The organism is Cognatishimia activa, from assembly GCF_001458335.1.
Lineage (GTDB): Bacteria > Pseudomonadota > Alphaproteobacteria > Rhodobacterales > Rhodobacteraceae > Cognatishimia > Cognatishimia activa.
The window spans coordinates 112,066-133,980 of sequence record NZ_CYTO01000009.1; the positions used below are offsets into that span (position 1 = coordinate 112,066).

General features: G+C 55.3%; 29 protein-coding genes. 14 read left to right on the top strand and 15 right to left on the bottom strand.

What is annotated here, in order from left to right; genetic code table 11:
• The 4 genes from TA5113_RS04960 to TA5113_RS04975 all read right to left on the bottom strand — a co-directional run.
• Positions 1 to 1,063, bottom strand: a 1,063-nt coding sequence (locus tag TA5113_RS04960) for a 5-(carboxyamino)imidazole ribonucleotide synthase (protein WP_082638106.1), incomplete at its 3' end; no start/stop codon positions are given.
• Positions 1,060 to 1,815, bottom strand: a complete 756-nt coding sequence (locus TA5113_RS04965; protein ID WP_058316632.1) for an NAD(P)-binding domain-containing protein — start codon at positions 1,813 to 1,815, stop codon at positions 1,060 to 1,062. The genes TA5113_RS04960 and TA5113_RS04965, both read right to left, overlap by 4 nt.
• Positions 1,812 to 2,297, bottom strand: a complete 486-nt coding sequence (gene purE / locus TA5113_RS04970) for a 5-(carboxyamino)imidazole ribonucleotide mutase (RefSeq protein ID WP_058315258.1) — start codon at positions 2,295 to 2,297, stop codon at positions 1,812 to 1,814. Before purE ends, TA5113_RS04965 begins: the two co-directional genes overlap by 4 nt.
• Positions 2,298 to 2,342: 45 nt before the next feature.
• Entirely contained in the window at positions 2,343 to 2,567 is a 225-nt protein-coding gene (locus tag TA5113_RS04975) for a YdcH family protein (RefSeq protein ID WP_058315259.1), read from the bottom strand.
• A 193-nt stretch (positions 2,568 to 2,760) separates the two neighbouring features.
• On the opposite strand from TA5113_RS04975, the gene TA5113_RS04980 reads away from it, so the two are divergent.
• Both TA5113_RS04980 and TA5113_RS04985 read left to right on the top strand, forming a co-directional pair.
• Positions 2,761 to 3,174: an Hsp20 family protein gene (locus tag TA5113_RS04980; protein WP_058315260.1), complete on the top strand. Its 414-nt coding sequence runs from the start codon at positions 2,761 to 2,763 to the stop codon at positions 3,172 to 3,174.
• A 3-nt stretch (positions 3,175 to 3,177) separates the two neighbouring features.
• The gene (locus TA5113_RS04985; protein ID WP_058315261.1) at positions 3,178 to 3,408 is read left to right on the top strand and encodes a DUF1150 family protein; all 231 of its coding nucleotides are present in this window, start codon (positions 3,178 to 3,180) and stop codon (positions 3,406 to 3,408) included.
• A 77-nt stretch (positions 3,409 to 3,485) separates the two neighbouring features.
• On the opposite strand, the gene TA5113_RS04990 is transcribed toward TA5113_RS04985, so the two are convergent.
• The gene (locus TA5113_RS04990) at positions 3,486 to 5,561 is read right to left on the bottom strand and encodes a bifunctional sulfate adenylyltransferase/adenylylsulfate kinase (protein ID WP_058315262.1); all 2,076 of its coding nucleotides are present in this window, start codon (positions 5,559 to 5,561) and stop codon (positions 3,486 to 3,488) included.
• Positions 5,562 to 5,777: 216 nt separating this feature from the next.
• Between TA5113_RS04990 and TA5113_RS04995 the strand changes: the two genes are divergently transcribed.
• Positions 5,778 to 6,542 carry a hypothetical protein gene (locus TA5113_RS04995; protein WP_058315263.1) on the top strand — a complete coding sequence of 255 codons (765 nt, stop codon included), beginning with the start codon at positions 5,778 to 5,780 and terminating at the stop codon, positions 6,540 to 6,542.
• On the opposite strand, the gene trxB is transcribed toward TA5113_RS04995, so the two are convergent.
• The gene (gene trxB / locus TA5113_RS05000; RefSeq protein ID WP_058315264.1) at positions 6,461 to 7,402 is read right to left on the bottom strand and encodes a thioredoxin-disulfide reductase; all 942 of its coding nucleotides are present in this window, start codon (positions 7,400 to 7,402) and stop codon (positions 6,461 to 6,463) included. The two genes, TA5113_RS04995 and trxB, sit on opposite strands and share 82 nt — an antisense overlap.
• Before the next feature lie 208 nt (positions 7,403 to 7,610).
• Here trxB and TA5113_RS05005 point away from each other — a divergent pair, with 208 nt between their 5' ends.
• Positions 7,611 to 8,111: an Lrp/AsnC family transcriptional regulator gene (locus TA5113_RS05005; RefSeq protein ID WP_058315265.1), complete on the top strand. Its 501-nt coding sequence runs from the start codon at positions 7,611 to 7,613 to the stop codon at positions 8,109 to 8,111.
• On the opposite strand, the gene TA5113_RS05010 is transcribed toward TA5113_RS05005, so the two are convergent.
• A complete protein-coding gene (locus TA5113_RS05010; RefSeq protein WP_245627164.1) occupies positions 8,108 to 8,698 on the bottom strand; it encodes a TetR/AcrR family transcriptional regulator in 591 nt (196 codons plus the stop codon). The two genes, TA5113_RS05005 and TA5113_RS05010, sit on opposite strands and share 4 nt — an antisense overlap.
• Before the next feature lie 86 nt (positions 8,699 to 8,784).
• Between TA5113_RS05010 and TA5113_RS05015 the strand changes: the two genes are divergently transcribed.
• On the top strand, positions 8,785 to 9,363 hold the full coding sequence (locus tag TA5113_RS05015) for an NAD(P)H-dependent oxidoreductase (protein WP_058315790.1): 579 nt from the start codon (positions 8,785 to 8,787) through the stop codon (positions 9,361 to 9,363).
• Positions 9,364 to 9,483: 120 nt separating this feature from the next.
• On the opposite strand, the gene TA5113_RS16910 is transcribed toward TA5113_RS05015, so the two are convergent.
• From TA5113_RS16910 to lgt, 4 genes are all read right to left on the bottom strand, one after another.
• Positions 9,484 to 9,627: a hypothetical protein gene (locus TA5113_RS16910; protein ID WP_165589384.1), complete on the bottom strand. Its 144-nt coding sequence runs from the start codon at positions 9,625 to 9,627 to the stop codon at positions 9,484 to 9,486.
• Positions 9,628 to 9,764: 137 nt separating this feature from the next.
• Positions 9,765 to 10,514, bottom strand: a complete 750-nt coding sequence (pgeF, locus tag TA5113_RS05020) for a peptidoglycan editing factor PgeF (RefSeq protein WP_058315266.1) — start codon at positions 10,512 to 10,514, stop codon at positions 9,765 to 9,767.
• 24 nt (positions 10,515 to 10,538) lie between these two features.
• Positions 10,539 to 11,591 (bottom strand): class I SAM-dependent methyltransferase, encoded by a 1,053-nt coding sequence (locus tag TA5113_RS05025; protein WP_058315267.1) that lies wholly within the window; start codon positions 11,589 to 11,591, stop codon positions 10,539 to 10,541.
• A complete protein-coding gene (gene lgt, locus TA5113_RS05030) occupies positions 11,588 to 12,475 on the bottom strand; it encodes a prolipoprotein diacylglyceryl transferase (RefSeq protein ID WP_058315268.1) in 888 nt (295 codons plus the stop codon). Before lgt ends, TA5113_RS05025 begins: the two co-directional genes overlap by 4 nt.
• Before the next feature lie 106 nt (positions 12,476 to 12,581).
• Here lgt and TA5113_RS05035 point away from each other — a divergent pair, with 106 nt between their 5' ends.
• Entirely contained in the window at positions 12,582 to 12,821 is a 240-nt protein-coding gene (locus tag TA5113_RS05035; RefSeq protein WP_058315269.1) for an accessory factor UbiK family protein, read from the top strand.
• A gap of 278 nt (positions 12,822 to 13,099) precedes the next feature.
• A complete protein-coding gene (locus TA5113_RS05040; protein WP_058315270.1) occupies positions 13,100 to 13,600 on the top strand; it encodes a type III secretion system chaperone family protein in 501 nt (166 codons plus the stop codon).
• 25 nt (positions 13,601 to 13,625) lie between these two features.
• On the opposite strand, the gene TA5113_RS05045 is transcribed toward TA5113_RS05040, so the two are convergent.
• Positions 13,626 to 13,997, bottom strand: a complete 372-nt coding sequence (locus TA5113_RS05045; protein WP_058315271.1) for a SpoIIAA family protein — start codon at positions 13,995 to 13,997, stop codon at positions 13,626 to 13,628.
• 141 nt (positions 13,998 to 14,138) lie between these two features.
• Here TA5113_RS05045 and proC point away from each other — a divergent pair, with 141 nt between their 5' ends.
• From proC to TA5113_RS05060, 3 genes are read left to right on the top strand one after another with little or no spacing between them, the layout of a single operon-like run.
• Positions 14,139 to 14,954: a pyrroline-5-carboxylate reductase gene (gene proC / locus TA5113_RS05050; RefSeq protein WP_058315272.1), complete on the top strand. Its 816-nt coding sequence runs from the start codon at positions 14,139 to 14,141 to the stop codon at positions 14,952 to 14,954.
• On the top strand, positions 14,947 to 15,285 hold the full coding sequence (locus TA5113_RS05055) for a tRNA-binding protein (protein ID WP_058315273.1): 339 nt from the start codon (positions 14,947 to 14,949) through the stop codon (positions 15,283 to 15,285). Before proC ends, TA5113_RS05055 begins: the two co-directional genes overlap by 8 nt.
• A complete protein-coding gene (locus TA5113_RS05060; RefSeq protein ID WP_058316633.1) occupies positions 15,282 to 16,235 on the top strand; it encodes a 2-hydroxyacid dehydrogenase in 954 nt (317 codons plus the stop codon). The genes TA5113_RS05055 and TA5113_RS05060 overlap by 4 nt, the downstream gene beginning before the upstream one ends.
• 2 nt (positions 16,236 to 16,237) lie before the next feature.
• Here the strand turns inward: TA5113_RS05060 and TA5113_RS05065 are convergent, their stop codons facing one another.
• Both TA5113_RS05065 and TA5113_RS05070 read right to left on the bottom strand, forming a co-directional pair.
• The gene (locus TA5113_RS05065) at positions 16,238 to 16,561 is read right to left on the bottom strand and encodes a DnaJ family domain-containing protein (protein ID WP_058315275.1); all 324 of its coding nucleotides are present in this window, start codon (positions 16,559 to 16,561) and stop codon (positions 16,238 to 16,240) included.
• A 46-nt stretch (positions 16,562 to 16,607) separates the two neighbouring features.
• The gene (locus tag TA5113_RS05070) at positions 16,608 to 17,213 is read right to left on the bottom strand and encodes a thymidine kinase (RefSeq protein WP_058315276.1); all 606 of its coding nucleotides are present in this window, start codon (positions 17,211 to 17,213) and stop codon (positions 16,608 to 16,610) included.
• Positions 17,214 to 17,610: 397 nt separating this feature from the next.
• Between TA5113_RS05070 and TA5113_RS05075 the strand changes: the two genes are divergently transcribed.
• Positions 17,611 to 18,069 (top strand): hypothetical protein, encoded by a 459-nt coding sequence (locus TA5113_RS05075; protein ID WP_058315277.1) that lies wholly within the window; start codon positions 17,611 to 17,613, stop codon positions 18,067 to 18,069.
• A gap of 65 nt (positions 18,070 to 18,134) precedes the next feature.
• Here the strand turns inward: TA5113_RS05075 and truA are convergent, their stop codons facing one another.
• Positions 18,135 to 18,905, bottom strand: coding sequence for a tRNA pseudouridine(38-40) synthase TruA (gene truA / locus TA5113_RS05080; protein ID WP_058315278.1), 771 nt, complete (start codon positions 18,903 to 18,905; stop codon positions 18,135 to 18,137).
• Between the two features lie 132 nt (positions 18,906 to 19,037).
• Here truA and TA5113_RS05085 point away from each other — a divergent pair, with 132 nt between their 5' ends.
• From TA5113_RS05085 to TA5113_RS05095, 3 genes are read left to right on the top strand one after another with little or no spacing between them, the layout of a single operon-like run.
• A complete protein-coding gene (locus TA5113_RS05085; RefSeq protein ID WP_058315791.1) occupies positions 19,038 to 20,450 on the top strand; it encodes a YcjX family GTP-binding protein in 1,413 nt (470 codons plus the stop codon).
• Positions 20,447 to 20,893 carry a GNAT family N-acetyltransferase gene (locus TA5113_RS05090; protein WP_058315279.1) on the top strand — a complete coding sequence of 149 codons (447 nt, stop codon included), beginning with the start codon at positions 20,447 to 20,449 and terminating at the stop codon, positions 20,891 to 20,893. The genes TA5113_RS05085 and TA5113_RS05090 overlap by 4 nt, the downstream gene beginning before the upstream one ends.
• Positions 20,890 to 21,894 carry a YcjF family protein gene (locus tag TA5113_RS05095; RefSeq protein WP_058315280.1) on the top strand — a complete coding sequence of 335 codons (1,005 nt, stop codon included), beginning with the start codon at positions 20,890 to 20,892 and terminating at the stop codon, positions 21,892 to 21,894. The genes TA5113_RS05090 and TA5113_RS05095 overlap by 4 nt, the downstream gene beginning before the upstream one ends.
• Positions 21,895 to 21,915 lie beyond the last annotated feature (21 nt).

Below are 21,915 nucleotides of genomic sequence, written 5' to 3' on the forward strand. Positions count from 1 at the left end.
GGGTAACCCGGTTTACGTGGCCCATCTTGCGGCCCGCTTTGGCTTCCGCTTTGCCATAGAGGTGCACAGCCACATGAGGCTCTGACAGCAGCGCCGGCACCTTATCCATGTCATCGCCGATCAGGTTTTCCATCACGACATCAGAGTGGCGTTTGCCGTCACCCAAAGACAGACCCACAACGGCGCGGATGTGTTGTTCGAACTGATCGACCGCGCAGCCGTTCTGTGTCCAGTGCCCGGAGTTATGCACCCGAGGGGCGATCTCATTGACCACCAAACCGTCTTTGGTGACGAATAGCTCAACGCCCATCACCCCCACATAATCCAATGCATTCAGGATTTTAGATGCCATCAACACCGCATCCATGCGCATGGAGCCGGGGAGGTTTGCTGGGATTGTTGTTGTGCGCAGAATGCCACCCACATGCACGTTTTCGCCGGGATCAAAGCAGGCAACTTCGCCGGTGATGCCCCGCGCGGCAATGACGGAGACTTCGTGGCTGAAGTTCACGAAGCCTTCCAGCACAGATGGAGAACCCGCCATATCCGCAAGCGCCGCAGGGGCATCCGCTTGCGAGTTCAACCGTGCTTGTCCTTTGCCGTCGTAGCCAAAGCGGCGGGGTTTTAAGATCGACGGAGTACCAATTGTGTCCAGAGCAGCGTCCAGCTCTTCCTTGGTTTGAACAGCAGCGAAAGGCGCAACCGTAAGGCCCAGATCAGACAGGAATTCTTTTTCCGTGATGCGATCCTGACTCACGCGCAGGGCTTCGCGGCCTGGACGGATCGGACGATGCGCCTCTAACGTGTCCAGGGCAGATGTGGGGATGTTCTCAAACTCATAGGTGATGACATCCACCGCGTCAGCGAATGCAAGGAGTGCCGCCTCGTCTTCATAAGCCGCTGTCGTCACCTGATCCGCCACCTGACCTGCCGGTGGATTTGCGCCAGGTTCAAAGATGTGCGTTTTGTAGCCCAGCCGCGACGCGGCCACGGAAAGCATGCGCCCGAGCTGACCGCCGCCCAAAATTCCGATGGTGCTGCCGAGGGGAAGGGGAGTGCTCATGAGGAGGTCAGCCTTTTGTAGATCTCATCCAGAGAGGTGGAGATGGTGTCATGGACGCCTGCATCACGCAGGTTGTCACGAAAATGCCCGTTGAGGGAACGGGGCAAACAAAGCGCATCGCGCTCTTCGCCCAAAGCACCTGCATGGGTCGGCATCGTTGTGAGGAACCCTTGCACCAAAGTTTTGATGTAGGTTTCTGAAACCGCTTGATCGCCAAGTTTCGCGTTGGTCCATTGGGCAATGGTGTTCAGCATGTCCAATTGGCCCGCAATCACAGCCGCAGAGGTAAGGATTGCGTTCAATCCTGCCTCTTCAGGCATCGCAAGGACGGTGTTGTCCGGGCCGAAAAGCGCGTTGATCAAGGCCACATCGCCCCAAACCGGCAAAGGGCACCCGCCTTGTTCGACAAATCCGTAAGGAATGGTGCGGGTGATCAGGGTTGCCGGAGCGCAAATCTGTTGAAGCTCCGCTTCATTCAGCTCCGCCATCACCGAAATGATCTGATGATCGGCTCGGAATGTGAGGTCTTTCAGGATGTCCGGCGCCATGCTTGGGCGCAGGCAAACAAAGACGATGTCGCTTGCCTCCAAAACCTCTGGTGCTGTGCCAATGGCGACACCATGAGAGGCGGCCAGAGCGGCAGACACATCGCGACTGCGTTCTGTAATGATCACATCATGACCAAGTGCCACCATGCGTCGCACCATTGGTGCCGCGATATGGCCGGTGCCTATGAAACCAATGCGGCTCACTTTTCAGGTTCATCCGCGATGGAGGCGGATAGGTCTTCGCGCCATTTATCCAAACGCGCTGCCAAATCCGCATCTTGCAGCGCAAGAATACCTGCGGCCATCAGGCCACCGTTTTTTGCGCCAGCTGCGCCAATGGCCATCGTCGCCACGGGAAAGCCTCGCGGCATTTGTAGGATGGAGTAGAGGCTATCAACGCCTGATAGCGCTTTGGTCTGCACCGGAATGCCCACAACAGGCACGCGAGTCTTTGACGCCATCATGCCCGGAAGGTGCGCTGCACCGCCAGCGCCTGCGATAATGACCTGCAAACCGCGGTCCACTGCGGTTTTGCCATAGTCCCACAGCCGGTCCGGTGTGCGGTGTGCCGAGACGATCTTGGTCTCATAGGCCACACCCAATTCATCCAGCACATCCGCTGCTTCTTTCATGGTCGGCCAATCGCTTTGGCTGCCCATGATGATTCCCACTTTAATGTCGGTCATTTTCGCCTCTTGTAAAGGAGCGCGCACTATACTCAGAATGCCCCCTTAGGCAATGATATCTGGGGTCAAACGGTCTTCAATTCGGGCGATTTTGTCCTTAAGGCGCAGCTTTTGCTTTTTCAGCCTCTGAATCGTCAACTGATCACCGGTACCACGGTCCACAAGGGCCGCGATTGCATCATCCAAATCCCGGTGTTCTTGTCGAAACACCTCGAGTTCTACACGTAGAACATCGTCGGTTTTCATGGACAGATCGCTTTGGGTGTTCATTGGGGGTCCGTCTGGGTCAGTGGGTGAGTCAGTGAGTGACAGGGTGCCTATGGCCTTCCCTAGAGGATACCGCTTTCCCGGCCAAGAGCAAAGCCCTTGCGCTTGATGCGTTGCACACCCATATTCTTAACAGATCGGGTCGCCGGAATGGGGCCCATACCAATCACGGTCGCTTTAAGAAAAGGACGTGTCGATGAGCAAGATGACGTTGGGGTCATACCCCCACATGCTGGGTTTTGAACAGTTGGAGCGCCTTTTGGAGCGCACCGCAAAAACTGGCAACGAAGGCTATCCCCCTTTTAACATTGAACAAACTTCGGATTTTTCTTACCGGATCACGCTCGCGGTGGCGGGGTTTGCGGAAGAGGATTTGTCGATCACCGTTGAGGATCGCCAGCTGGTGATCCGAGGCCGTCAGCATGATGATGGCGCGGATCGCGTGTTCCTGCATCGGGGAATCGCTGCGCGCCAATTCCAACGCTCTTTTGTGTTGGCTGACGGTGTCGAAGTCGGTGAGGCGGCCATGGAGAATGGCCTGCTGCATGTGGATTTGACCAGGTCCCGTCCGGAAACCGTTGTTCAAACCATCCAGATTAAGAAAGGGTAAGCCATGGAAAGTAAGTTCGATATTGACGCACTGACGGACGATCGCATGGTCTATATCCGTGAGATTGACGCCTCTGATTTGCCTGCGGAGCTGCAGGAAGAGGTCGAAGGCGCAGAGCACTTGTACGCCGTACACGCCGCATCTGACGGCGAGCGTCTGGCGGTTGTGAAAGAGCGTGGTCTGGCTTTTGCCTTGGCGCGCCAGAACGACTACGCGCCGGTGACGGTGCACTAAGAACGTCACTAGGTCATTGAATGAAAAAACGCGGCCCCTAGAGGCCGCGTTTTCTTTTTCTGCATGTCTCCCAAAGCTTACGCTTTGATCAGACCCATGCTTTCCAGCTTCAGAATCACTTGATGCGCGCAGTGATCGACCTCGGTGTTTTCGGTCTCTAGGCGCAGCTCTGGGTTTTCTGGCACGTCATATGGGTCAGAAATACCAGTGAACTCTTTGATCTTGCCTTCTCGCGCCAGCTTATAAAGGCCTTTGCGGTCACGGCGTTCACATTCTTCGATGCTGGTCGCCACGTGGGTTTCCACGAATGCACCGAACTGTTCGATGTCTTCACGTACCGCGCGGCGTGTTGTGGCGTATGGCGCGATTGGCGCACAGATCGCGATACCACCGTTTTTGGTGATCTCGGATGCCACGTAGCCGATGCGACGGATGTTCAAGTCGCGGTGTTCTTTAGAAAAGCCCAGCTCGGAAGACAGGTTTTTACGCACGATGTCACCATCAAGCAGCGTCACCGGACGGCCGCCCATTTCCATCAGCTTCACCATCAAAGCGTTGGCGATAGTGGACTTACCGGAGCCGGAGAAGCCAGTGAAGAACACGGTGAAGCCTTGCTTGGAGCGTGGTGGCTTGGTTTTGCGCAGCTCTGCCACAACTTCTGGGAAGGAGAACCACTCTGGAATCTCCAGACCTTCCGCCAGACGGCGACGCAGCTCGGTGCCAGAGATGTTCAGGATGGTGACTTTATCACGATCTTCGATCTCGTCATTTGGCTCGTATTGCGCGCGTTCTTGCACGTAAACCATGTGTTTGAAGTCGACCATTGTGATGCCGATTTCTTCTTCATGGGCGCGGAACAGCTCTTGCGCGTCATAAGGACCGTAGAAATCTTCACCGGCAGAGTTCTTGCCCGGGCCAGCGTGGTCGCGGCCAACAATAAAGTGGGTACAGCCGTGGTTTGCGCGGATCAGGCCATGCCAAACCGCTTCGCGTGGACCGGCCATACGCATCGCAAGGTTCAGCAAAGACATGTTTGTTGTTGAGCTTGGATATTGGTCCAGAACCGCTTCATAGCAGCGCACGCGGGTGAAGTGATCCACGTCGCCTGGCTTGGTCATGCCCACAACAGGGTGGATCAGCAGGTTGGCTTCTGCTTCACGGGCGGCGCGGAAGGTCAGTTCCTGGTGCGCGCGGTGCAGTGGGTTGCGGGTCTGGAAGGCCACAACTTTGTGCCAGCCCATTTTACGGAAATAGGCGCGCAGCTCGTTTGGTGTGTCTCGGCGCGCTTTAAAGTCGTAATGCACCGGCTGTTGGATGCCTACGATAGGGCCACCCAGATAGATCTTGCCCGCTTGGTTGTGCAGGTAGTTCACCGCAGGGTGCGCATCGTCGTCCGCACCGAAAACTTTTTCCGCTTCACGGGATTTGTTTGGCTCCCAGCGGTCTGTGACGGTCATCGTCGCCAGAATCACACCTTCTTGGTCGCGCAGGGCGATGTCTTGGCCCAGTTCGACGGATTGTGCGAAGTCTTCAGACACATCCAGCGTGATTGGCATTGGCCACAAAGACCCATCTGCCAGACGCATGTTTTCCACAACGCCATTATAGTCTTCCTCGGTCAGGAAGCCTTTCAACGGGTTAAAGCCGCCGTTCATCAGCAGTTCAAGATCACAGATCTGGCGCGGGGTCAGATCGTGGCTTGTCAGGTCAGCCGCTTCGACTTTCAGTTTCTGAGAGCTCTCATAAGAAACATAGAGCTCTGGGATAGGTGCAAAGTTGGATTGCATGAGATTGGCCCTTGATTTTAATGGGTTAAATCCAGTGGTGGTGCCCGTCAATTCCGCGTGCAATGCATCGTATTCGGCGAATTTCTTGGCAAGAAAGGCATCAGTCAGGCGGGTTTTGGTGGCCGCCCCTTTTGAGGTCACACTATAAGCAAAGCGCTTGCGCTTATCTGGCCCACCTCTTTCACTGATCTTGATGTAACCGCTATCTGCGGCATTGCGTAAAAGAGTGTTCAGCCCACCCAGGGATATCCCAAGAGCTTCCGCAATCACACGCTGAGAGGCATCCGGCGCAGCATCAAGCTGGCGCAGAAGCCGGAAGAGGATGTCTTCCTCAGCGGTTGTGGTTTTTACCTGTGCGGTCGTCATGGCTCGAGTTGGCTCAAAATGTGTTCACGTCTGAACGTATTTCATGTGTTCACGATTGAACAAAGAAAAAAATGTGAAGTTTTTGGGGAAAGGGAGGCTGTTGCCTCCCCGCAACGCAAAAAGGTGACAAAATTCCGCAGATATGCCTAATCTAAAGACGTTATTTGGGCGCGTTGTAACATTGGGCGCGTTCACAAATTTGAACAAAGGGTTTTCATGCGACTAAGATTCCTTCTCGCGGCCTGTGCTGCGGCCTTTCTCGCCACAGAGCTGGCAGCTGATCCCGTCGTCGATTTAAAAGGGAAGGGGCGAAAGCTGATCTTGCATTCGGATGTGGAGTTTGACCGCAAAGAACGCCAGCGGGTCAAAAAATTTCAAAAAGAAGCGACGTTTTACGGTGCCATTGCAGTGGATCTTCCATCTCGCGGTAAAGACGGTGTTGGGGCGACTTGGGGATATAATTCGTTGGAGGTAGCCCAGCAGCATGCCTTGAAATACTGCCGTTCCAAGACCACCCAGCCGGGTGCGAATTGCGTCCTTCTGCTGTCCGTTGTCCCAGCAACAAAAAGCAAAGGTTCATTCAACGAGACTTTAAGCCGGAAGTCCCTGGATGGGTTCGCTGGGATGCTGGAGCGGATGGAAGTAAGACCAAAGGAATATGCCGCCTTTGCTGCGTCGAACTTTTACAACTGGGGTTGGGCGATCCGCGAAACCAAAAAACAAGCGCAAACCGATGCGCTAAACATCTGTATTGGTGGCACAAAGAAAGCCGCTGCGCGCAAGAAAGAAGATTGGGCGCGGGTAAAGATTGATCCAAAGACCAATAAATGCCGCGTGCTGCAAACCTTCAGTCCCAGCAAATTGATCAATAAAAAAGCCGCCCGGAGGCGGCTTTCTTTTTATTCCTGTTCCGCGAGGAACTTTTCGGCGTCCAGCGCGGCCATACAGCCCATGCCCGCCGAGGTCACCGCTTGGCGATAAACGTGATCGGTCAGGTCGCCAGCCGCAAAAATGCCCGGAATAGAGGTGCGCGAACTGCCCGCTTCGACCTTCACATAGCCGCCATTGTGGGTTTCCAGCACGTCTTTCACCAACTCGGTTGCTGGCGCGTGGCCGATTGCCACAAAGACACCGGCGCATGGGATCTCTGTGATCTCGCCAGTCTGAGTGTGCTTTACCTTCACGCCGGTCACACCCAAAGGCTCTTCGGTGCCCACAACCTCTTCCAACTCATGGAACCAAAGAGTTTCGATCTTTTCGTGTTTGAACAGACGGTTTTGCAAGATCTTCTCCGCGCGCAGCTCGTCACGACGGTGGATCAAGGTCACTTTAGAGGCGAAGTTCGTCAGGAATAGCGCTTCTTCCACCGCGGTGTTGCCGCCGCCGATCACCACGATCTCTTGGTTGCGATAGAAGAACCCGTCACAGGTTGCACAAGCAGAAACGCCAAAGCCTTTGAACTTCTCTTCGCTCTCAAGACCCAACCATTTCGCGCGCGCGCCGGTCGCAAGGATCACCGCATCCGCAGTATAAGTGGTGCCACTGTCGCCTTTGGCCACAAAAGGGCGGCTTTCTGTATCAAGCTCTGTGATCAGGTCGCCAATGATCTCGGTGCCCATCGCGCGGGCGTGGGCTTCCATGTTGACCATCAAGTCTGGGCCTTGGATTTCCGTGTGACCCGGCCAGTTTTCGACCTCTGTGGTGGTGGTCAGCTGGCCGCCCGGCTCAATGCCTTGCACGAGAATTGGCTCCAGCATCGCGCGGCTTGCATAAACCCCGGCGGTGTATCCTGCTGGCCCCGATCCGATGATCAGAACCTTTGTGTGTTTGGTCTCGCCCATATTTCCCACCCATGTGCTTGCAGTTTTGCGTTAGGCATCGGATATAGACGCGCAAGGCGAGGACGAAAACCCCTCACATAGCGGGTATGTGCTCAAATAATAGTGCGCCAGAAAATTCCCTGCGCAAGATTTCTACTGATTTTTGAAATATTATTGCGCAATCTCCGGCTGCTGTTATAACAACCGCAAATTCTTTGGAGATTTCCGCATGGCCGGCACCCGCCTTGACCCGATTGACCGTAAAATCCTTGCAGAACTGCAGGCGGACGGTCGAATGACCAATGTCGAGCTTGCCAAGCGCGTCGGGATTTCAGCGCCACCATGCTTGCGCCGTGTGCGGACCCTAGAGGAATCCGGCTACATTCGCGGCTACCACGCGGATGTTGATTCCCGCGAATTGGGCTTTGAAGTGCAGGTCTTTGCAATGGTGGGGCTGAACAGCCAGGCCGAGGCAGATCTGTCCGCCTTTGAAGAACTCTGCCGCTGTTGGTCTTTGGTCCGTGAGTGCCACATGCTCAATGGCGAGGTGGACTTCATTCTGAAATGTGTGGCGCCAGACCTGTCGACCTTCCAGAGCTTCTTGACCGAGGACCTGCTGAAGGCGGAAAACGTAGCAAGCGTGAAAACGTCTTTGGTGATCCGCGATGCCAAAGACGAACCGGGCGTTCCGTTTGATGTTCTGGAAGAACGCATCAGCCGCAACGCTTAAAGAGCGGGCTGCAACCAAGCCTTCAAATAGATTGTCAGCTGATCTTCGATTGTGCGCTCATTGTGTAGCGCGCAAAAGTTCAGCGCCATGGCTTGAATAAGAAACGCGCCCAACCCATCGGCCAACAATTCCGCTGAGATATCTTTGCGAAACGGCCCTTTTGCCAACCAAGGGGCAAGGGCGAATTGCGTGCGATAGAAATTTTGCGCGATGGGGCCGATCTCTTCTTTTGCGGCCGCCCCGGAATGGCGCAGGATGACATCAAACACATAGCGCTCTGCTGTCATGAAGCGGATGACCGGGGTCAGAGCCTCGACAATTTCTTCGACCGATCGGGGGGCGGGGCGCATCTCCAGCTCATCTAGATAGCTATCGACCACCGGGGCAATGAGCTGTTCCATCAAGGCATCTTTGTCCTTGAAATGTGCAAAGAAGGTCCCCTTGGCAACACCAGCCTTGGCCACAACCTGTTCGACGCGCAGCGCTTCAAATCCGATATCGGCGACGACCTCTTGAGCGGCTGCGAGCAGCTTGGCGCGGGTTTTCAATGTGCGTGCTTGAACCTTTGTCATGTCATCTTGTGACATAGGTTTTGACCGTGGTCAAATTTAATATTGACCACGGTCATTTTTATCCAGTAATAAATTGACCATGGTCAATAATGGAGATTCGCATGACACAGAAACGGATATTTGTCCTGAATGGGCACCCAGCAGAACGTTCAATTTCATCAGCCTTGGTAGACGCCTATGCAAAAGCCGCCGAGTTGGCGGGGCACGAGGTTCGGCAGTTGAACCTGCATGATCTGAAATTCGACATGGATTACGGAATGGGCGGCTATAAAAACGCCAAGCCTTTAGAACCCGATTTGGAAACAGTTCTCGGCAATATTGAATGGGCAGAGCATGTGGTTGTGTCCACGCCCATGTGGTGGGGTGGGGTTCCCGCAAAGCTGAAAGGGTTATTTGACCGCGCATTTTTGCCGGGTCGCACTTTTGATACGCGAGGCAAATTGCCCAAACCAATGCTGAAGGGGCGCACCAGCCGCGTGTTTTTGACCTCTGACACCCCGGGTTGGTATTTCCGCCTGATCTACGGCAACGCGCTGATTTCGCAGCTCAAGAAACAAGTTCTTGGTTTCATCGGTCTGAAAACCAAAGTGACCACTTTTTCTGGAGCGAGCCATGCACCGCAGAAAAAGATTGATCACTGGGTCGAAAAGGCCAGCGATTACGGGGCGCAAGCTCTATGACCCAAGATCAACATAAAAAAATCCCCGCAGGCATTGGCCATGCGGGGAGTCATAGGGAGGTTGGAGTCTCACTCGTAAAGAAACTCCGGGGGGAAATCTGTGGGGAATTCTGTCTTTGCCTTAAGCGATTTTGCGCAGTGGCATCGCTGGCTTCAGGGAAACTTTCACGGACGCGCCGTTCAGGCGTTTTTTGGCCCACGGCAGAACGACTTGTTCTGTCTTGGAAGTTTCCAGGATCGATTTCAAAAACCGTTGTTTACACATTTGACTGCTCCGTCTTGCCCAATCGGGATTGTTCTCTGTTGATGAACAATCTGGCGGTCAATTGGGGCACAGATGGGGCACAATTTTAGTAATTTAGCGGATTTGCAGAGGTAAAACCGGGGCGGTTTCGATTGGTCCTAAAGGCGGATAACCGAAATCAAACGCCCGTAATCTGCCTCTTTTTTATGGGTGGAGCGGCGATAGGAATAAAACCGATCCGGGTCAGAATAGGTGCAGTGGCGTGTCCATTCAGCGTGTCGGATACCAGCCCCCTCTAGGCGTGACAGGCCAAAGGCGGGCAGGTCAAACAGGAAACGATCCCCGTTGCCTTTGGTGAAGAAGCGCTCGCTTTCGTGGCTTTCTGTCAGAAAAGCATCCAAAAACTCCGGCCCGACCTCGTAGGCCTGCTGGCTAATCGTTGGGCCAATCACGGCGGAAATGCTTTCACGTTTCGCACCCAGACCCACCATAGCTTCAATCGTGTTCTCCAAGATGCCATCAAGCGCACCGCGCCAACCTGCGTGGGCTGCACCGATGACACGATTGTCACGGTCCGCAAACAGAACCGGCTGGCAATCGGCAGTCAGAATCGACAAGGCCACACCCGGCGTGTTTGTCACCATGGCGTCTGCTTTTTGCATCTCATGCTGAGGTGCATCCACCACCAGCACATCCGCAGAATGCACCTGATGAACCCGCGCAAGCGCATCAACATCCATGGCCGAGGCGACTCGGTCACGGTTGATTGTCACCATTTCTTTTTGATCAGAGCTGCCCATGCCGCAGTTGAGCCCAGAGAACACTCCAGACGACGCGCCCCCCTTACGAGTGAAAAACCCATGTTGAATGGGTGTCAGACGGGAAGATGTCAGAATCTCGAGGCTCATAAGTCCATGCTCATTGATCGGCGGTTATGCTTCTGTACCGGGGGGTGGGGTTTCGCCGTCGGGATAAAACGCAACCACCTTGAACAAATTCCCCATTTCGTCGGGGTGGGTCAAGCGCCGATGTGCGGCCACATGCTGTTCGATCTGAACGGGTTCCATCAACTCGGCCAAAACCTGCGCACGGGTGGTGATACCAAGCCTTTCCAAAAACACCCCTTGAGGGGTCACGCGCGAAAACCGGCTTGGGGTGCAGGCGCAAAGAAGCTCAAAATCCACATGCGCCGTCAGATCGCTGTCCCCCGGCAGGTCCAGAACATCGACCTCTTCATGGCCTTTGATCGCTTGCAACGTGTCCCCTTGAGAGCGCCAATCGCCATAATCAATGATCAAGGCGGCACCGCCGTGGCGTTTGATCCGTGTGCCAATCTCATGAACGATGGGTTGCACCGGTTCGCAAAGCTCCACCAATTGCCCGTCTTCTGTGTCTTCTAATCGATGCCTAAGCATCGGTTGGTCACTCGGGGCGCCGAGGCCAAAGCAAATATGAGCGTTCTCAAAACCAACCAGCCGTTCGCGCCACACATCGCCTTCGCGAATGAATTGGCGGATCGGGAGCGCGTCAAAGAACTCGTTTGCCACCAAAAAGAGCGGGGCGTCTGGAAGGTCATGAACAGAGTCGTGCCATATGGCGTCGCCCAGCAGCTCCTTTTGTTTCGCGCGTAAGGCGGGGGAGGCCTCAACTAAATGAAGCTCTAATGCATCATGAAAACCGGCCACTTTATTGGTGGCGCGTAGAAGATCGGCCATCAATGTCCCGCGGCCGGGGCCAATCTCCGCCAGTATAATGCGGTCAGGTGACCCTTGATCCATCCAAGCATGGGCCAGCGACAGTCCAATCAGCTCGCCAAACATCTGAGACATCTCCGGGGCTGTGGTGAAGTCGCCTTTTTCCCCAAACGGATCACGGGTGGCGTAGTAGCCAAATTGCGGATGCATCAAGCACTCCGCCATGTAATCACAAATGCGCATGGGCCCCACGGTGCGCATGCGCTCAATCAAAATGTCTTTTAGACTCATGCCCTCACTGTGGCAGCACGGCGCATCAGCCACAAGCCGCCAAGGATCATTGGAAGACTTAAGATTTGGCCCATGGTTAATCCGTAACCGTTAAGCTGCAGCGCAAGACCCAGTGGGTTGCCGTCAGAAATGAATTGCAGATCAGGCTGGCGCACGAACTCCACTAGGAACCGCGCAAATCCGTAGCCCGCAAAGAAAGTGCCTGTTATGCGGCCCGGCGTCTTGAGTGCATCTTTGCGCCAAGCGAGCCAGAGGAGGACCGCGAGCAGCACAGCACCTTCAAGGAACGCTTCATACAGCTGGCTGGGATGGCGTGCGCATACTCCGGCAAGCTGTCCACAATTTTGTGCGTCAAAGCCGGGGAATGCGACCCCCCACGGCAGGTCTGTTGCACGACCCCAAAGCTCGGCATTGGTGAAATTGGCAATACGGCCCAACAGCAGACCGACCGGTACCCCCAAAACAACCACATCGGCGACAGAGAGTTTGGGAAGGTTATGCCGAGCGCAATAGATCCAACCGGCAATCACGACGCCTAGCATGCCTCCATGGAACGCCATACCGCCTTGCCAGACCTTTAGGATGTCTTGCGGATTGGAAAGGTAGTAGCCCGGCTGATAAAACAGCACGAACCCCAAGCGCCCGCCGACAATGACACCTAAAATGGCCCAGGTCAGGAAATCCTCGACCTGAACCTTGTTCATCGGCGCGCCTGATGCATTCCAAAGTCTTGGCGTTTCGACCGCGCGCACCGTGATGCGCCATGCAATCAAAATGCCGACGATATACGCCATGGCGTACCAACGCAGGGCGAATTCAAAGCCACCCAAAGAAATGGTGAAAATCTCGGGTGAAATATCGGGGAAGGGGATCATGGCCTGCATATGCGCATGTCTGCCTTTGCTTTTAAATAAGGTCAACCTTGAGGCCGGGCGGCTTTACCCCCATATAGGGATCAAATGTAACGCCAACACCTTTGGAGTGTGACATATGCAGACCCGCAATAAATTCATGGACGACATGTCCGAATTGATGACCAACGCCATGGGTGTGGCCCAAGGCGCGAAAGATGAAGCGGAAAACGCCATGAAATCCTTAATGGATCGCTGGCTGGCAGACCGCGATTTCGTAACACGCGAAGAGTTCGACGCGGTACGCGCCATGGCGCAAAAAGCGCGCGAAGAAAACGAAGCCCTTAAGGCGCGTATCGAAGCGCTGGAAGGCAAATAAGATTCATTAATGATGGGTTAAAGAAAGGGCTTCGCGATTGCGCGGAGCCTTTTTTGTTTATGGTACAGTGTTTTGCTGAAAATACGACAATTTGCGTTTCGTGGTGAAACAATCCACAAGAAATTGCGTTATCCACAAATATTTCGCTTTACTAATGTGACACTGCCCACCTACCATATCTAGTGAGGGGGCGAGAAAAATATACTCCCCTTCGAGCAGGCACCAAGCGCTAGCAGACGCTGCCACGTCTCGGCGCAAACCAGAAAAGAGGTGGCGCTATGGCAGTTTCTGAGCAGTTTCTTGAAGAAGAAATTCATCCAATCGACATTGTCGAACACATCGCAGAACACCACGACTGGACCTTTGATCGCATCGCAGATGACCAAATCGCGATGGCCGTTGATGGCCAGTGGCGGACGTACTCGATCACGCTTGCGTGGTCAGGCTTTGATGAAACGCTGAAGATGGTTTGCTCCTTTGAAATGGAGCCTCCTGCGGAAAAAATGCCTGAGCTGTATCAGGTGCTCAACAGCATCAACGATCAATGCTGGGCCGGCGGGTTTACGTTTTGGGATGACCAAAAGCTGATGATTTATCGATACGGTTTGGTTCTGGCGGGCGGCCAAGTCGCAAGCCCTGATCAGATCGACACGATGATTAACGTAGCGATCATGAGCGCAGAACGTTTCTATCCAGCCATTCAATTGGCCACATGGGGCGGTCGTTCCGTGGAAGACGCCATGCAAGTCGCGATCGCAGAGGCCTACGGTCGCGCGTAAAGAAGACTGAGAGGGGTGACGCCCCTCACTCCGCCTCGTCGAGCCAGTCTTCGGCGAGGGTGACCTGGTCGAGATCGAAGCCCTTGATTTCAATGCCGGGGAACAAAGCCCCTTCGATTTCGGCGGCTTTTTGAATCCAGTTTGCATCGGTCAGCACTGCACATCGATCATACTTGCCGAGCAAGCTGAATAACCCTGGCAAATAGGTCATCTCCACGCCGATTGCGGCAAGGCTCGGCATTGCAAACTCTGGGATCGTATAAAGCATACGGCCATGTTCGACCCCCTCTGAGGCGGCGATCAATTCGTCTAGCGCGACGCGCATATTCACCGCATCAATATGCCCGTTCAAATCGACATCAACGCGGTTGTCGCCTTTCTTTGTGATTGTCAGCATAGGAAACCTCCTTTTCACCTTTCTCTTTTAGCACATCGCCGCGTGTACTGCTTTGACGCGGATCAAAACCCCCAGGCATTTCGCTCTCGACGCTCCCGTGAAATCTCGCCAAAGTGCGCAGCAAGAGAGAAGGAGCCTTCAATGGATATGTCATTTGTGGCGCAGCACGGGTTGGTGTTGTTGGGATGTGGAAAAATGGGCTCGGCCATGCTGGAAGGTTGGCTGAAAGACGATCTCCCGGCGGCATCCGTTTATGTCCAAGACCCTTATCCAAGCGACTGGGTGAAGGGGGCTGGCGTTCATGTGAATGCGGATCTGCCGACCGCACCGGCCATTGTTTTGATTGCCGTGAAACCACAGATGATGGCGGACGCACTGCCGGTACTAAAAGCGATGGGCAATGGATCCACCGTCTTCCTATCCGTGGCGGCAGGGATTTCTATAGCCACCTACGAAGACATCTTAGGCGCTGAAACGCCCATCATTCGCGCCATGCCAAACACACCTGCTGCCGTGGGCAAGGGCATCACAGCGATTGTTGGCAACGCCCAGACAGATGCGGCTCAACTGGATTTGGCGGACACATTGCTCAGCGCGGTGGGACAAGTTGTGCGTTTGGACGCGGAAGGTCAGATGGACGCGGTCACCGGCGTTTCTGGTTCTGGTCCGGCCTATGTCTTCCACATGATCGAATGTTTGGCCAAAGCGGGTGAGGCGCAGGGTCTTGGCTCTGATCTGGCCATGGCCTTGGCCAAGGCAACGGTCGCAGGGGCAGGGGCTTTGGCGGAAGATGCCGACGATACCCCAACCCAACTGCGCATCAATGTCACCAGCCCCAATGGCACCACGCAAGCAGGGCTTGAAGTTTTGATGGATGAAGCCAATGGCCTGCCGGATCTGATCACCAAAACAGTGACAGCGGCGACAGAGCGTTCAAAGGAGTTGGCCGGTGGCTGAGATCAGTTTTGATGACTTTATGAAGGTCGATATCCGCACAGGTAAAATCGTCGATGCGCAGCCCTATCCAGAGGCTCGCAAACCGGCAATCAAGCTTTGGGTGGATTTTGGGGGTGATTTGGGGATCAAGAAATCCTCGGCACAGATCACCAAGCACTACACGCCTGATGAGTTGATCGGCAAACAAGTGATCGCTGTGGTGAACTTCCCGCCCCGCCAGATTGGCAAATTCATGTCTGAAATCCTGGTGCTTGGCGTGCCCGATGAGGACGGTGAAGTGGTGCTGTTGGCACCGGACAAAGAAGTCCCAATCGGAGGACGGATGTTTTGAAAACTCTATTGATCACGCGGCCATTGCCGGAAACCGTCATTGCCGCCGCGCAGGAACACTACGCCGTGACCGTGCGGCCCGAGACGACGCCGCTTTCTGAGGCGGAGATGATCGAAAGCCTGCAGACATATGACGCGATCTTACCGACTTTGGGGGATCGTTACTCGGAAGATGTTTTTGCTGCAGTGGCCGGTCCCAAAACAAAGGTGATGGCGAATTTCGGTGTCGGCTACAATCACATCGACGTCAATGCAGCCGCAAAGGCGGGTATTTTGGTGTCCAACACTCCGGGTGCTGTCACCGATGCCACCGCTGATATCGCCCTGACGCTGATGCTGATGACCTGCCGCCGCGCAGGCGAAGGCGAGCGCATTCTTCGCAATGGAGCATGGGAGGGATGGCATCCAACCCAATTTCTAGGAATGCACATGAGCGGCAAGACGCTTGGCATTGTCGGAATGGGGCGCATCGGACAAGCCATCGCGCGACGAGCGCATTTTGGGTTTGGAATGGAGGTCAAATACGCCAACCGCTCTGCGAAAGAGATGGATTTCCCGGCCGAGCAGGTTGGCTCGATCCATGAACTGGCCGAACAAGTGGACGTGCTTGTGGTGGCGGTGCCGGGTGGCGCGGATACGCAGCATTTGATCGATGCATCGGTTTTTGCGGCCATGCAAAGCCACGCCATTTTTATCAACATCGCACGTGGTGAAATCGTAGATGAAGCAGCTCTGATCGCGGCGCTGCAGGCGGGGGAAATCGCGGGTGCTGGGTTGGGTGTCTATGAGTTTGAACCCAAGGTTCCTGAGGCATTGATCGCCATGGAAAACGTCACGTTGTTGCCGCATCTTGGCACTGCGGCACTCGAAGTGCGGACCGGGATGGGGCTGATGGCCGTCGACAATTTGATTGCCTTCGCAAAGGGCGAAGCATTGCCAAACAAGGTCTGATGCTAACCTTGTGAATAATACTTCCGTCGCGCCTCTTCCTGAATGGCGCGGCGAAGCTGGATATCCGCCAGTTTCTTCATTTCGTCCTTGCGCAATGCTGGATCGGTCGTGGCCTGCAGGATTTTCAGCTGGGCCTCTTCTTCCTGTTTCAGTTCAATCTCTTTGGGCAGTGCACCGGCTTCAGCCATGATGCGAAAGCCAACGTTTTCAGAGAAATCACCGTCTCCTGCGCGCGGCAAAGGTTTGCCTGCGCCTTTGAGATTCTCAAGCTGACCCTCTCGTTCAGCTTTTCGGATTTGATACTCGGACAGAAATGCAAACTTCATCGTGACCTCACGTCAAGCTATGCCAATTATATAGGTGCGGCGGCGCCTAATTTTTAGTCCCACAGCCCGTTTCGCACTGTCCCATCTTAAAACGCCACTCGCGGCGACAGACGGACACGTAAGTCTCATTGCCACCAATCTGCACCTGCTCACCTTCCGCAAGCACGTTGCCATGATCGTCATAACGCAGCACCATCGTCGCCTTTTTCCCGCAATGGCAAATGGTGCGCACCTCGCGCATTTCATCGGCCAGCGCCAGCAGCGCCGCAGATCCCGGAAAAAGCTCGCCTTGGAAGTCGACCCGCAAGCCATAACACATGACAGGGACCTTCAAATCATCCACAGCGCGGGCCAATTGCCAGACCTGATCTTTGGTCAAAAATTGCGCCTCATCAATGAAAACGCATGCGACGTCGCCTTCGCCTAAGCGTTTTTCAAGTGTGTTGAACAGGTTCGTGTCAGGCGTAAATGTCTGAGCTGCATCTGAAATTCCAATTCTAGAAGCGATACGACCTTCGCCTGCACGGTTATCAAGCTGTGCTGTGAGCAAAAACGGGACCATGCCCCGTTCGCGATAGTTGTGGGCCGCTTGTAGCAAGACAGTCGATTTGCCCGCATTCATTGTCGAGTATTGGAAATACAGTTTTGCCATGCAGGCAGATAGGCCTGTCGCCGGGCAAAAATCAAGCGCGATGGGATGAAAAGTAAAGGCGTTAAATTGAGTTCCGGATGGCCCGCAGAGGCCACCCGGATCTGCTAGAGAACTCGTTACCAGTGCATGGGTGGGCTAAGCCTCTGGGGATGGCCACGCACCTTTACTATTGTCCCTCCTCAAGCAGAAACCTGTCGCAAAGCATCCGAGGAGGTGCCTGTTGACTTTGTTCCCCATCCTATTCCGAAGATTACCCGTGCTTTGGGTTCTTCCGGATTGGATTGTCGATCAAGACAGTTTACAAATGACAACAGAACGATTTGTCTTTAAGGGGAAAGACTTAATGATTTCCCCGTTTTGAGACGGGCTGAAAAAGACGTGTAGTTGGGGGTGGCCTATGGCAGGGCTTGGCAGTTATCTGAAAAAACACACCGAAGCATTGGTGAAGGATGTGGGCATCGAAGCCGCGTGTAAATTGACGGGTAAGTCAAAGGCAACGCTGGGTCGGTACTACTCTGAACACGAAGAACACGCAGACCGCTTTATGCCTGTCGACGCGGTCGCAGCATTGGAAGAAGCGTCCAGCTATCCGCACGTGACCACCGCATTGGCCGAACTAAAAGGCATCACACTGTCCTTTGATGAACGCCGTCGCAACCAAGAAAGCTCCGGTGGCGTGAATGCGGATGTGATCGCCCTAAGTCAGCGGTTTGCGATGTTGATGGGTGAGTATAATCAGTCCATTGAGGATGGGATTATCACCATCAACGAAGCGAAGCGCCTGTTGAAAGAAACGTTGGCGTTGCAGCAAGTGCTTCTGGATATGAAGCTACATCTGGAAGAAGAAGCGAACTGAGTAGGGTGGTGTTTAACCCCACCGCGCATCATTTCGGCATCCAGATGGTGGGGTGAAACCCCACCCTACGTTTTTAGAAACGGATCGTCAGGGTACCCAACCCCAGCCAAATACAGCCCTTGCGGCGGGCTAACCGGCCCACAGGCTGCGCGTTCTTTCGCTTCTAGCGCATCCCGCACATCTTCAGGTGACCACGCGCCAGCGCCGACGCGTTCCAAAGTCCCCACAAAGCTGCGCACTTGATTATGCAGAAACGACCGTGCCCTCACGTGGAAATGCACCTCGGGTCCCCAAGGCATATCGACCCACTCCACGCGCAACTCATCCAAGGTTTTTTGCGGGCTTTGTGCCTGGCAGATGGATGACCGAAACGTCGTGAAATCGTGGTTGCCGATCAGGTAGTCGGCACCGGCCTGCATGGCGTCCAGATCCAGCTCATGATTGATTTGCCACACCAGCCCCGCCTGATGGGTGGCCGGAGCCCGGCGCATCAGAATGCGAAACAAATAGCGCCGCTCCACCGCCGAAAACCGCGCATGCCAATCGTCGTCGACCACAGCCGCATCCACAATAGACACCGGGTCAGGCTTCAAATGATAGTTTAGCGCCTCAGAAAGACGGAACGGCGACCAGTCTTTCTGCAAGTCACAATGGGCCACCTGCGCGAGCCCATGCACACCCGCGTCGGTCCGACCGGCGGCAGCAATTGTGTGCTCGCCGGGCTCAAGTTTGGCCAAGGCGGCTTCAATCGCGCCTTGAACAGAAGGCTGATCCGCTTGGCGCTGCCACCCTGCAAAGGGCGCGCCGTGATATTCGACTTTCAAAGCAATGCGCATGCCTCGCCATAGCGTCGGAAACAGGCGCGTTCAACGCTTAACCGGGGAAAGCGCCACGGTTTTTCCCGCATTCACCCTATGGAAACCGCCCGTCCTGCTGCATATTTGCCATATGTAACGAAAGGGGCAGCAGTGATCATAACCGATTTGGCAAACGAAGTGTCACGCCGTGTGGAAGCGGTGGGGGATGGTCTGTCTGAGGCCCTGTTTGAGCCTGTCATTCGCATTGGTGTCACCGGTTTGGCGCGCTCTGGTAAGACCGTGTTTATCACGTCCTTGGTGTCAAACCTGCTGGATCGCGGGCGCATGAGCCAAGTGGCGGCCATTTCAGAAGGGCGTGTTCTTGGTGCCTACCTGCAGCCACAACCGGACGTGACCGTGCCGCGCTTTGACTATGAAAACCACCGCGCTGCTTTGTTGGGTCCAAAACCACATTGGCCGGAAAGCACCCGTGCGGTGAGCGAGCTGCGCTTGTCCTTAAAAGTTCAGCCCGCGGGTCTTTTGGCCGGACTACAAAAACCACGCACCGTGCATTTGGATATTGTGGATTATCCGGGAGAATGGTTGCTCGACCTCGCGCTCTTGGACAAATCCTATGAAGAGTGGAGCGCTGAGGTGCTTGACCGATTGGTGGCACGGCCTGAAGGCGCCGACTATCTCGACGCGATCAAAGATGTGGACGGGTCTGCCAAACTGGATGAGCCGCAGGCGCAAGCTCTGGCGCAGGGGTTCACAGATTACCTGAATACCGCGCGGGACGCGGGCTATTATGATTGCACACCGGGGCGCTTCCTGCTGCCCGGTGATCTGGCGGGCTCGCCCGTTTTGACCTTTGCACCACTGCCCGCAGGTGACGCCCCGCGTCGGTCATTGGCGCGCGAGATGGCGCGGCGGTTTGAAGCCTACAAATCCAAAGTTGTGAAGCCATTTTTCCAAGATCACTTCGCCCGCATCGACCGCCAAGTGGTGCTGGTGGATGCTTTGGGCGCAATCCATCGTGGCCCCAAAGCGGTTGAGGACATGCGCCAAGCCATGACCGATATCCTGTCGGCTTTTCGCCCCGGTCGAAACGCGTTTTTGAATCGCCTTTTGCTGGGCAAACGGGTTGAGCGCATTCTCTTTGCCGCGACAAAGGCGGATCACTTGCATCACCGTCAGCACGGCAAACTCACGGCGATTATGGAAGCGTTGACCCGCGACGCCCGCGACCGGGCGCAATTTGCTGGCGCGAAAACACAATCGCTATCTTTGGCGTCTTTGCGGACCACCGTGGAAGAAACCGTGGACCATAAGGGGCGGCAACTGGATTGCGTGCGTGGCACCTTACTGGATGGCGGCAAACAGGCGGCTTTCTTCCCGGGGGAGTTGCCTGAAGATCCAAACCACATTCTGTCGGCCGCAAAATCCGGCGCGGATCAATGGTTAAAAGACGATTATCAGTTCATGGCCTTTGCCCCGGCAGAGTTGACGCTTAAACCCGGTTTTGGCCCGCCACATATCCGCCTGGATCGTGCGGCGCAGTTCCTGATCGGAGATCGGCTATGAGCGCACAGCTTCGCGACGCGATCCCATCAGATGCCCATCGCACCGGCGATATCCTGCAGGATTTCATTGAGCAAACCCCATGGATGCCGACGCTTCACAAGCGGAATGAAACCCACGGGTTTTGCGCAACGATGATAGATCGCGGATGGGTCAAAGTCGCTGAGATCGACGGGCAAGTCGAAGGTTTCCTTGCGCAGGATGCAGGGACTGTTCACGCGCTTTATGTGGACGAGAAATCCCGTGGCCAGCATCTGGGTCTGCACCTGCTGCGTGATGCTCAAATGCGCGAAAACGCGCTGGAACTTTGGACGTTTCAGGCCAACACCGGCGCGCAGCGGTTTTACCTGCGCGAGGGTTTTCGGGAAGTCGAACGCACGGACGGGCAGGGCAATGACGAAAAACTGCCCGACATTCGCTATCGCTGGGAAAGGGGATCAGCATGAGCTCGGATCAATCAAACGCAGGGCCGGTGTTGATCGAACTGGACGGGGATCAACCCGCCGTCCAAGACGCTCCAATCGTGCCGGATGACGCATTGCCAACGCCGACCGGTCAAACCATGCAGCAAGTCGTGACCCTTGGTGCCCGCCGCCCATCTGCCTTGGCGCGATGGTTCTGGGGGCTACTGCTCAGCGTGATCGCCGCAGTTGTGTCCGTTTCTGCGTGGAACTTCTTGCAATCTCTTTTGGCGCAATATCCGTTGGTGGGGCTTGGCTTTGCGGTGCTGTCTGCCGGTCTGTTGCTCGTGTCTGCTATCATCGTGATCCGCGAATTGCTGGCCTTTGGCCGCCTGCGACGGGTCGATGCCCTGCATCGCGCAGCGGATGCTGCTGTTGCGGATGAAAACCTGGAAGCCGCGCGCAAAGTGGCGCGGGACCTGATGGGGCTCTATGCCAACCGTCCCGAAACCGCATGGGGGCGCGAGCGGTTGTCTGAGGGTCTTAACGACACATTCGACGCCGCCGCAGTGTTTGATTTGGCGGAGAAAGAGCTGATGGCAAGCTTGGATGCGGCGGCAAGCAAAGAGGTCGAACAAGCCGCAAGGCAAGTGGCGACGGTGACCGCTTTGGTGCCACTGGCGCTTGCGGATGTGGTGACAGCCCTTGTCGCCAATATCCGCATGATCCGCCGAATTGCAGAAGTCTATGCCGGTCGTTCCGGCACATTGGGCAGTTGGCGCCTCACTCGCGCTGTGATGGCCCATTTGGTCGCCACAGGTGCGGTTGCGGTAGGTGATGACCTGCTTGGCTCGGTTGCCGGAGGCTCCGTGCTTGGCAAAATCAGCCGCCGTTTCGGCGAAGGCATGGTGAACGGGGCGCTGACGGCACGGGTTGGGATTGCCGCCATGGAAGTCTGTCGCCCGCTCGCTTTCACCAAACAGACACGGCCCTCAGTCAGCCAGTTGGTCAAACGCGCTTTGGCTGGGGTGTTTGGTAGCTCTTGAAATTCCGCCCGGCGGCACGTC